This window comes from Roseateles sp. (assembly GCF_052436255.1).
Taxonomy (GTDB): Bacteria; Pseudomonadota; Gammaproteobacteria; order Burkholderiales; family Burkholderiaceae_C; genus Pelomonas.
The window spans coordinates 41,645-50,228 of sequence record NZ_JBQVNP010000021.1 but is presented as its reverse complement, the minus strand read 5'-3'; the positions used below and the strand labels follow the sequence as shown (position 1 = coordinate 50,228).

Here is an 8,584-nt window from a genome sequence, read left to right as displayed (position 1 = left end):
GCCGGGCGGGGCGGGCACGGCGGCGAGATGCTGGCGCAGGCGCTGGGTCAGCAGCGCGGCCGGTGGCGCGGCCCAGAGGCTGTCGCGGTAGTGCTGCAGTCGCTGGGCCTGCTGAAAGGCCAGGCGGTAGGCGATCCCCTCGCCATGGAGCCAGGGCGGGGCGGTCACGTCGGCGCTGCGCCAGGCCAGCGCCCCTCCCGTGGCCGTGGCGGCGGGCGCGGGGCCGAGGTCGTAGACGGCGCGGGTCGGCACGGTCGGGGTCAGGGAACAGGCGCTCAGGAACAGCGCCGCGGCCAGCAGGGTCGATGTCGATCTCATTTGTTGAACCGCTCCGCAAAGCCCGCCTCGCCGGGCCCGGGCGGCTGTGCGCCGCGGCCGAACAGCAGGCTCTGCGGCTGGGCGCCGACGTCGGTGGCGGCGCGCTCGATGCTGCGGCTGGCGGCGGCCAGGTCGCCCAGCAACGGGCGGCTGCGCTGCGGTGTGTCGCCGACCAGGGCGAGTTCGAGATTGCGGCTGGTGGCCTGCACTTGCGCTGCGGCGCCGTCGATGCGGTCGAGCACGGCGACGCGGGCCTTCAGTTCCTGCGTCAGCGCGCGGCTGTCGGCCGCCAACCCCTCGATCTCGCGCAGGGCGGCACTGGCGCGCTGTGCGGTCGCGTCGGCATCCTTCAAGAAGACTCGCAGCGCGTGCGCGCCCGGCTGCAGCGCGGCCATCAGTCGGCTGGTGTCGGTGGCGGCCTGCTCCAGCTGCACCAGGCTGCGGCCCAGCTGGGCGCGGTTGCCCTCGCTGAGCAGCGCATTGAGCCGGTCGGCCGTCTCGGCGAAGCCCGCCAGCAGCAGCGGCCCGCTCTCGGCCAGGCGGTCCAGCAGCGTGGGCTTGAGCGCGATGCGGGCACCGGGCGCGGCGCGCTGCAGCGGGGCCTTGGCATCGGCTTCTTCCAGGCTGACGAAGGACAGGCCGGTGACGCCTTGCAGGCCGAGCTGGGCATGGGTGGTGGCCGACACCGGCGCGGCGGCATCGACGGCAATGCCGACGAGGATCTGGCGCGGGTCGGCGGGGTCGAAGCCGATGGTGTCGACATGGCCGACCTGCACGCCGCGCAGCTTGACCGGCGCCTTCAGGTTGAGACCTGGCACGCCGCTGCGGGCGACGACGGTGTAGTGGACACGCTCGGTGCGGTCGCCCTGGAACCAGGCGACGCTGGCGGCCAGCGCGAGGCCGAGCAGCAGCAGGAAGACACCGGCGGCAATGGCGTGGGCTTTGTTTTCCATGGTGGTGAGGTCAGCTGGTCACGGACTTTGCGGGCCGAGCGCCGGGTCGTTCCCAAGCCGGCGCGGTCAAGCGATGTTCGCGCGGCTCGATGCCGCGCGCATCGCTGTCCCCCCGGGGGGCCGACCGGGCGCGGCCGCGTTCGGCGCGGCGAGACTGGGCGCGGGGCGTCATATCGCTTCGCGGAGCACGGCGGGCACGCCCCCTTCATCGCTGGTGTCATCGAGACTGAGGCGGAAGCGCCGCACATCCTCTTCGGCACACCGCTCCACATGACCGAGGAAGAAGTTGCGCACGAAGTGATGCGGCAGCCGCGCGACCTCGGCGAGCGGCCCCGAGGCGATGATGTGCTGGTCGGCCAGCACGGCCACGCGATCGGCCACGGCGAACAGCGTGTCGACATCGTGCGTCACCATGACGACGGTCAGCCCCAGCTCCTGACGCAGCCGGCGCAGCAGCTTGACGAACTGCTTGGCGCTGTCGGGGTCGAGCCCGGCGGTGGGCTCGTCCAGGAAGAGCAGTTGCGGGTCGAGGATGAGCGCGCGCGCCAGCGACACGCGCTTGATCATGCCGCCCGACAGCTCGGCCGGGCGCTTGAGCGCGTCGTCGGGCTTGAGGCCCACCTGGGCTAGCTTGAGCATGACCAGGGGCGTGAGCAGGTCGGGCGGCACGCTCTTCAATTCGCGCAGCGGCAGCGCCACGTTGTCGAACACGCTCAGCGCCGAGAACAGCGCGCCGGCCTGGAACAGCACGCCCCAGCGGTAGCGCACGCGCTCCAGGTCGCGCACCGCGCAGCGGCCCAGCGGGTGGCCGAAGATCTTCACGCTGCCGGCCTGCGGCACCTCCAGGCCGAGCAGCAGGCGCAGCAGCGTCGTCTTGCCCGAGCCCGAGCCGCCGATCAGCGCGACGACCTCGCCGCGGTGCACGCTCAGGTTGAGGTTGCGGTGGATGACGTGGCCGCCAAAGGCGGTGGTCACGTTGTCGACTTCGATGATGGCCTCGGTTTTCATACGCCGACATCCGAGAACAGCACCGCAAAGATCGCGTCCACGACGATGACCAGCGTGATCGCCGTCACCACCGACTGCGTGACGCTCTGCCCGAGGCTCTCGGTGTTGGGCTTGACGCGCAGCCCGAAGTGACAGGCCAGCAGTGCGATCAGTCCGCCGAAGAGCACCGACTTGGCCGAGCCCAACCACAGGTTGACCGGCTCGACGACGCTGGGCAGGGTGTGCATGAACTGCGTCGGGTCCAGCCCCAGCTGCGCCGCCGCCGCGGCCATGCCACCGATCAGCATCATGGCGCTGGTCCACAGCGCCACCAGCGGCAGCGACACGGCCAGCGCCAACACCTTGGGCAGCACCAGGCGCACGGTGTGCGAGATGCCCATGACCGACAGCGCGTCGAGCTCCTGCGTGACGCGCATGACGCCGATCTGCGCGGTCATGGCCGAGCCCGAGCGGCCGGCCACGATGATGGCCGCCAGCAGCGGCCCCAGCTCGCGCAGCACGGCCAGGCCGAGGATGTTGATGACAAAGATGTCGGCGCCATAGGTCTTGAGCTGGCGCGAGATCAGATAGGACAGCGTCAGGCCGACGAGAAAGCCCACCAGCGCCGTGATCGGCAGCGCCTGCGCACCGGTGCGAAAGACATTGGCCGAGATTTCGCGCCAGCCGATCAGCGAGGGGTGGCGCAGCACCTGCACCAGGTCCAGCAGAAGCCGGCCGACCAGCGCGACGAGGTCGACCGCATGGCGGGCGAAGGCAAGCAGGCCGAGGCTGGCGCCTTGCAGGCCGGGGCCGAGGCGAGGACCGGGTTTGGGCAGGGCGACAGGCTGCATGAACTGGGCGAACAGCGTCACATGCTCGGGCAACCACAGCAGCCGCGCGGGAGGCTTGCGGCCCCAGCCCAGCCACAGGGTCAGTGCGCCGGCGGTGTCCAGGCGGCTCAGGGCCCGCAGGTCCCACAGCGCCTCGGGCGTCTCGGCGCTGGCGGCGGCCACGCGCTGGCGGAACTCGGCATAGCGCTCGCGCAGGCCCAGCAGGGTCCAGTCGCCGCTGACGCGCCATTCGCGCGCGCTGCCCGTGCCGCCGCCGGCCTGCAACTGCGGCGCAGCGTCGGCCGACGCGTCCGGGCGGGCCGTTGTCGGGCTGTCCACGGTTGGCAGGGGCAGGGCGCCGGCATCGCTCATGGCGCAACGATAGCGCCTCCCAAGTGTCCATGCGCCGCGATCCGGCGACGCGGCAGCCGCTAGCTGCGGCCGAGCAACAGCGGGTCCGTCGAGGCGGCGTTGACGACGTCTTCAGTCGTCTTGCGGTCGTAGGTCAGCAGCGCTGGGAGCTTGAACACCGACACCACCTCGGCCAGCTTCGCGGCCTGCCTTCGCAGGCTGTCGGCCGCAGCGGCGCTTTCCTCGACCAGGGCGGCGTTCTGCTGGGTCACCTCGTCGAGCTGGCTCACGGCGTCACCGACTTGCCCGACGCCGACGGCCTGTTCTCGCGAGGCGCTGGAGATCTCGGCGATCAGTTCGCTCACGCGCTGCACCTGGCGCACGATGTCGTCCATGCCCGTCCCGGCCTGGCCGGCCAGCCGGGCGCCGACATCCACCTTCTCGACGCTGTCGCCGATCAGCGTCTTGATCTCCTTGGCCGCTTGGGCGCTGCGCTGGGCGAGCGTGCGCACTTCACTGGCAACGACCGCGAAACCGCGGCCCTGCTCGCCAGCGCGAGCCGCTTCGACCGCCGCGTTCAGTGCCAGGATGTTGGTTTGAAAGGCGATGCTGTCGATCACGCCGATGATGTCGACGATCTTCTTCGACGCCGCTGTGATGTCCTGCATGGTGGTGACCAACTGGCCCACCGCCTCGCCGCCCCTGATGGCCGCCGCTGCCGCCGATGTGGCCATCTCGTTGGCTTGCTGGGCGGTCTCGGTGTTCTGTTTGACGGTGCTGGTGATCTGCTCCATCGATGCGGCCGTCTGCTGCACGTTGCTCGCCTGCTCCTCGGTGCGCTGGCTCAGGTCGGCGTTGCCGGTCGCGATCTGTGCCGAGCCGCTGGCAATGTGGTCGCTGCCTTGCCTCACCTCGCCGACGATGCGGACCAGGCTTTCATTCATGCGGCTGAGCGCGAGCAGCAGCTGTGCCGCTTCGTCCCGGCCGCCCCGCACGTCGATGCGGGTGGTGAGATCACCGCTGGCGACCGTTTGTGCCACATGCACCGCCGCCGCGATGGGCCGGGTGATCGAGCGGCTCAAGCGCCATGCGCAGGCCGCGCCGATCACCAGGCAGGCCAGCCCGCTGAGCAGCATCAGCACGCGGGCGGAGGCAATGTTGGCGGTCACCTTGCTGCCGCTGTCTTGAGCCAGCTGCTTCTGCAAGGCAACCAGCTCCTTCACCGGCGTGCCGAGCGCGTCCAGCGCCGGCAGCGTCTGCTTGAGCATCGTCTCGCGTGCTTCGGACATCTGTCCCTCTCGGGTCAGCTTGATGACCGCGGAGAACGAGGCGACGTAGCTGGCGCGCGCCTCCTTCAGGCGCGCCAGCATGGCCTTGCCCTTGGGGCGGGTGACCAGCTTGTCGAGGATTTCAAGCGCGGCGCTGACCGCCAGCCGGTTGGCGTCGATCTGCGCTTGGATGCGGGCCAGATGCTGGGCGTCGGTCGCCAGCAGCAATTCCAGCGTGAGCCGGCCGTTGCTGCGTGTGAGCGTGTCGATGGTGGATGCGGCTTCGGATTTGACCCAGTCCTCGTTGAGGATCTGGTGGGTGGCGTCGCCGATGGCGCCGAGCCGCAGGATGGCGAACACGATGAGCGCCGCGATCAGCGACAGGACGAAGCCGAAGCTCAGGGCGAGGCGAACCCCGATGGTGGTGTTTCCGAGCATTGGATATCTCCCTGCGAGATTGATCGAGAAGTCTTGCCGCTTCTAACGACCATTTTTAGCGGGCCTGGGCGCGGGATGTGAGGCGTAAATACATGCAAATCGCCAATTTCGTCACGCCGGATGCAGTCGTCGAGCTGATTCGCCGCAGATCGGGCCGCCTTCTCCAGAAGCGGTGCAGGTGGCCCCTCAGCCGCCGGGGGGCGGCTCGCTACCATCGCCTTGAACCTCCGGGCCGCGGGCCGGAACTCATGCGCAAAGGGAGCCCGTTTGTGACGAGCATGTTGAAGTGGCTGAAGGTCGGCAGTAAGCGCGAAGACGCCCCGGCACCCGGGCGTGGGCCGGCGGCCGAGGCGCTGGAACTGGCGCTGCTGGACGGCATCAAGCGCGGCCGGCGCGCCGAATTCGATACCCTCTACCGCCTCTACCACCCGCGCCTGTCGCGTTTTCTGGCGCACATGATGCGGCAGTCCAATGCCCTCGACGAGGTGCTGAACGACACCATGATGGTGGTCTGGCAGCGCGCCGACAGCTTTGACGGGCGCAGCAAGCTGTCGACCTGGATCTTCGGCATCGCCTACCGCAAGGCGCTCAAATGCCTGAGCCGGCAGGACTTGGCCGTGGATGCCGATGCGGCTGACGAGCCCGCCGACGCCGGCCCGGGGCCGGAGCAGCGGCTGGGCTTGGCGCAGCTGCGCGGGCGGCTGCGTGGGGCGATGGCCGAACTGTCGCCGGAGCACCGGGCGGTCGTGGAGCTTTGCTACTTCCACGACATGGCCTATGCCGAAATCGCCGACATCGTCGGCTGCCCGGCCGAGACCGTGAAGACGCGGATGTTTTATGCGCGGCGGCGGCTGCGCCTGCTGCTGGATGACTTGGCGGGTCATCAAGGAGAACTGTGATGAGTGTGGTGATCGCGATGGAACATGACGAGCACGCGGCGGTGCAGGCCCTGCTGCCCTGGTATGCGCGCGGCCAGCTGGGCGACGATGAAATGGCGCAGGTGCAGCAGCATCTGCTGCACTGTGCCGCCTGCCGCAACGAGCTGGCGGCCGAGCAGCCCATGCAGACGCTGATGCGGGCGGCCGGCGGCCAGCCCGAGGGCGGCGACGTCGAGGCCGGCCTGGCCAGGATGCATGCGCTGATGGAGCCGGCCCGCCCCGTGGCCGCTGCCACGCCGCGCTGGGTACCCTGGGCCTTGGGCCTGCAAGGCGCGGCCATCGCGGTACTGCTGGGGCTGCTGTTGCTGCCCGCCCAGGACGCGCCGGACTACCGGGGCCTGTCGGCCGCCGGCACGGCGCCTGTCGTGGCGGACGCCCTGGTGATGTTCAAGCCCGGCACCGGCGAGCAGGCCGTGCGCGAGCTGCTGCAGGCCCAGGGTGCGGGTGTTGTGGCCGGGCCGACCGAGACCGGCGCCTGGCTGCTGCGCGTCGACGCCCGGGGGCTGGCGACGCTGCGCACGGCGCCCATCGTCGCGATGGCCGAGCCGCTGCAGCCGGGGCCGGTGCGATGAAAGCCTGGCTCGCCCTGCTGGCGCTGCTGCTTTGCTGCATGGCCATGCCGGCCCATGCGCAAGCCGAGGAGGCCCAGCGCCAGGTCCTGGTCATGCTGCAGCTGCCCAAGGCCCACTACCGGCCCGACGGCAGCTATGCCGGCACCTATGGCGAGGGCGTGGGCCGGCAGTCGCGCCAGCAGACCGCCCAGGCGCTGGCCCAGGCTCACAAGCTGGAGATGCGCAGCGAATGGGCCATGCCGCTGGCCGGCGTGGACTGCTTCGTCATGCGCCTGCCCGAGGGCGACGCGCGCACGTCCGCCGAGGCCGCCCGCGCCGTGGCCGAGGACAGGCGCGTCGCCTGGGCCCAGCCCGTCGGCCTCTATCGGGCCGAGGCCAGCCAGCAGGAGCCGCTCTACCCGGCCCAGCCGGCGGCGCACCAATGGCAGCTGGCCGAGCTGCACAAGCTGGCCACCGGCCGCGGCGTGCGCGTGGCCGTCGTCGACAGCGGCGTCGAGGCCCAGCATCCCGACCTGGCCGGCCAGGTCGTCTTCAACGAGAACTTCGTCGATGACAGGCTGCCGCCGGCCGAGGGCCATGGCACGGCGATCGCCGGCGTCATCGCCGCGCGCGCCGACAATGGCGCCGGCATTGCGGGCGTCGCGCCCCAGGCCAGGCTGCTGGCCCTGCGTGCCTGCTGGCAGGCGCCGCAACAGCAGACGCTGTGCACCAGCCTGGGCCTGGCCAAGGCCCTGTACGCCGCCATCCAGCAGGGCGCCCACATCATCAACATGAGTCTGGGCGGGCCGGACGACCGCCTGCTGGCCCTGCTGCTGGACCAGGCCCAGGCGCGCGGTGCCATGGTCGTCGCGGCGCTGCCGCGCAGTGGCGGCGCCAACCCGTTCCCGGCCAGCCACCCCGGCGTGCTCGTCGTCGGCAGCGCACTGCCCCTGCCCGAGGGTGCCGTGCTGGCGCCGGGGCGTGACGTGCCGAGCACGGCGGTGGGCGGCGGCTGGGCGCTCGTGTCGGGCTCGTCCTTCGCGGCCGCGCATGCCGCAGGGCTGCTGGCCCTGGTGCGCGAGCTCGACGGCCGGCGCGGCACGCTGGCCTTGAAGACGGCACTGGTCACCGCCGCGCAGGGCCGCATCGACAGCTGCGCCACGCTGGCACGCCATGCCGGCATGCGCGTTTCGGCCTGCAAGCCGATGGGGCGGACTGCCGACTGATGCCCCTGACCCCTCTGGCCCGACTGACGACGCTGGCCGCCACGCTGCTGGCCGGCGTGGGCGGCGCGTGGGCGGATGTTGGCGGCACGCTGTCCGTGCAGACGGATGCGCGCCAGCGCGGTATGTCCTATAGCGGCAACCGACCCAGCGCCCAGCTCGGCCTGGCCTGGGACGGCAGCGCCGGCTGGTACGCCGGTGCTCAGCTGGCGCATGCGCGCTTCAACGCCCTGGGCCGTGGCGCCTGGCTGCAGGCCTATGGCGGCCGGGTCTTCGAGCTTGGGACAGGCCTGGACGGCGAGGCCGGCGTCATCGCGCATGGCTTCGAGAACGTGTCGCGCTACGACTACCAGGAGGTCTACGCGGGCCTGCTGGGCGAGGGCTGGAACCTGCGCCTGTATCTGTCGCCCGACTACTACGGCGGTGGCCAGCGCAGCGCCTATGCCGAGCTCAATCTGCGCTGGCCCCTCGCCAAGGGCTGGGCGGGCCTCGCGCATGTCGGCCTGTTGCACGGCCGAGGGGGCCAGGTCTGGTCCTATGCCGAACCGCATGGCCCGACGCGGCTGGACCTGCGCCTGGGCGCCTCATGGCAGCTGGGCCAGAGCAGCGAGCTGCAGCTCGCCTGGATCGGCGCCGGCCGGGGCGGCCCCTACACCTGGACGGACTCGACGCGCCGGCGCACCGCCGTGCTGTCGCTGACCGCGGCCTTCTGATTCCTTTGAGCCTA

At 71.1% G+C, this 8,584-nt stretch carries 9 protein-coding genes; 4 read left to right on the top strand and 5 right to left on the bottom strand.

Features of this window, described 5'->3' with window-relative positions:
• The 5 genes from ACT6S0_RS07625 to ACT6S0_RS07605 form a co-directional block, all read right to left on the bottom strand.
• The coding region (locus ACT6S0_RS07625; RefSeq protein WP_444763297.1) for an ABC-type transport auxiliary lipoprotein family protein at window positions 1-318 on the bottom strand (318 nt) is incomplete at its 3' end.
• Window positions 315-1,271: an MlaD family protein gene (locus ACT6S0_RS07620; protein WP_444763296.1), complete on the bottom strand. Its 957-nt coding sequence runs from the start codon at window positions 1,269-1,271 to the stop codon at window positions 315-317. The genes ACT6S0_RS07625 and ACT6S0_RS07620, both read right to left, overlap by 4 nt.
• 168 nt (window positions 1,272-1,439) lie before the next feature.
• The gene (locus ACT6S0_RS07615) at window positions 1,440-2,279 is read right to left on the bottom strand and encodes an ABC transporter ATP-binding protein (protein ID WP_444763295.1); all 840 of its coding nucleotides are present in this window, start codon (window positions 2,277-2,279) and stop codon (window positions 1,440-1,442) included.
• Window positions 2,276-3,460, bottom strand: coding sequence for an MlaE family ABC transporter permease (locus ACT6S0_RS07610; protein WP_444763294.1), 1,185 nt, complete (start codon window positions 3,458-3,460; stop codon window positions 2,276-2,278). The genes ACT6S0_RS07615 and ACT6S0_RS07610 overlap by 4 nt, the downstream gene beginning before the upstream one ends.
• A gap of 59 nt (window positions 3,461-3,519) precedes the next feature.
• On the bottom strand, window positions 3,520-5,145 hold the full coding sequence (locus ACT6S0_RS07605; protein WP_444763293.1) for a methyl-accepting chemotaxis protein: 1,626 nt from the start codon (window positions 5,143-5,145) through the stop codon (window positions 3,520-3,522).
• 92 nt (window positions 5,146-5,237) lie between these two features.
• Between ACT6S0_RS07605 and ACT6S0_RS07600 the strand changes: the two genes are divergently transcribed.
• The 4 genes from ACT6S0_RS07600 to ACT6S0_RS07585 are packed head-to-tail and all read left to right on the top strand — an operon-like array spanning window position 5,238 to window position 8,570.
• Window positions 5,238-6,044: an RNA polymerase sigma factor gene (locus tag ACT6S0_RS07600; RefSeq protein ID WP_444763292.1), complete on the top strand. Its 807-nt coding sequence runs from the start codon at window positions 5,238-5,240 to the stop codon at window positions 6,042-6,044.
• Window positions 6,044-6,655, top strand: coding sequence for a zf-HC2 domain-containing protein (locus ACT6S0_RS07595; protein ID WP_444763291.1), 612 nt, complete (start codon window positions 6,044-6,046; stop codon window positions 6,653-6,655). The genes ACT6S0_RS07600 and ACT6S0_RS07595 overlap by 1 nt, the downstream gene beginning before the upstream one ends.
• On the top strand, window positions 6,652-7,860 hold the full coding sequence (locus ACT6S0_RS07590) for a S8 family peptidase (protein ID WP_444763290.1): 1,209 nt from the start codon (window positions 6,652-6,654) through the stop codon (window positions 7,858-7,860). Before ACT6S0_RS07595 ends, ACT6S0_RS07590 begins: the two co-directional genes overlap by 4 nt.
• Window positions 7,860-8,570 carry a TorF family putative porin gene (locus ACT6S0_RS07585; RefSeq protein WP_444763289.1) on the top strand — a complete coding sequence of 237 codons (711 nt, stop codon included), beginning with the start codon at window positions 7,860-7,862 and terminating at the stop codon, window positions 8,568-8,570. Before ACT6S0_RS07590 ends, ACT6S0_RS07585 begins: the two co-directional genes overlap by 1 nt.
• The last annotated feature ends 14 nt before the right edge of the window (window positions 8,571-8,584 follow it).

What these genes read in the sequence shown, in the direction of transcription:
- ACT6S0_RS07620 (WP_444763296.1), bottom strand. Translation starts at nt 1,271, where the DNA reads ATGGAAAACAAAGCCCACGCCATTGCCGCCGGTGTCTTCCTGCTGCTG.
- ACT6S0_RS07615 (WP_444763295.1), bottom strand. Translation starts at nt 2,279, where the DNA reads ATGAAAACCGAGGCCATCATCGAAGTCGACAACGTGACCACCGCCTTT.
- ACT6S0_RS07610 (WP_444763294.1), bottom strand. Translation starts at nt 3,460, where the DNA reads ATGAGCGATGCCGGCGCCCTGCCCCTGCCAACCGTGGACAGCCCGACA.
- ACT6S0_RS07605 (WP_444763293.1), bottom strand. Translation starts at nt 5,145, where the DNA reads ATGCTCGGAAACACCACCATCGGGGTTCGCCTCGCCCTGAGCTTCGGC.
- ACT6S0_RS07600 (WP_444763292.1), top strand. Translation starts at nt 5,238, where the DNA reads ATGCAAATCGCCAATTTCGTCACGCCGGATGCAGTCGTCGAGCTGATT.
- ACT6S0_RS07595 (WP_444763291.1), top strand. Translation starts at nt 6,044, where the DNA reads ATGAGTGTGGTGATCGCGATGGAACATGACGAGCACGCGGCGGTGCAG.
- ACT6S0_RS07590 (WP_444763290.1), top strand. Translation starts at nt 6,652, where the DNA reads ATGAAAGCCTGGCTCGCCCTGCTGGCGCTGCTGCTTTGCTGCATGGCC.
- ACT6S0_RS07585 (WP_444763289.1), top strand. Translation starts at nt 7,860, where the DNA reads ATGCCCCTGACCCCTCTGGCCCGACTGACGACGCTGGCCGCCACGCTG.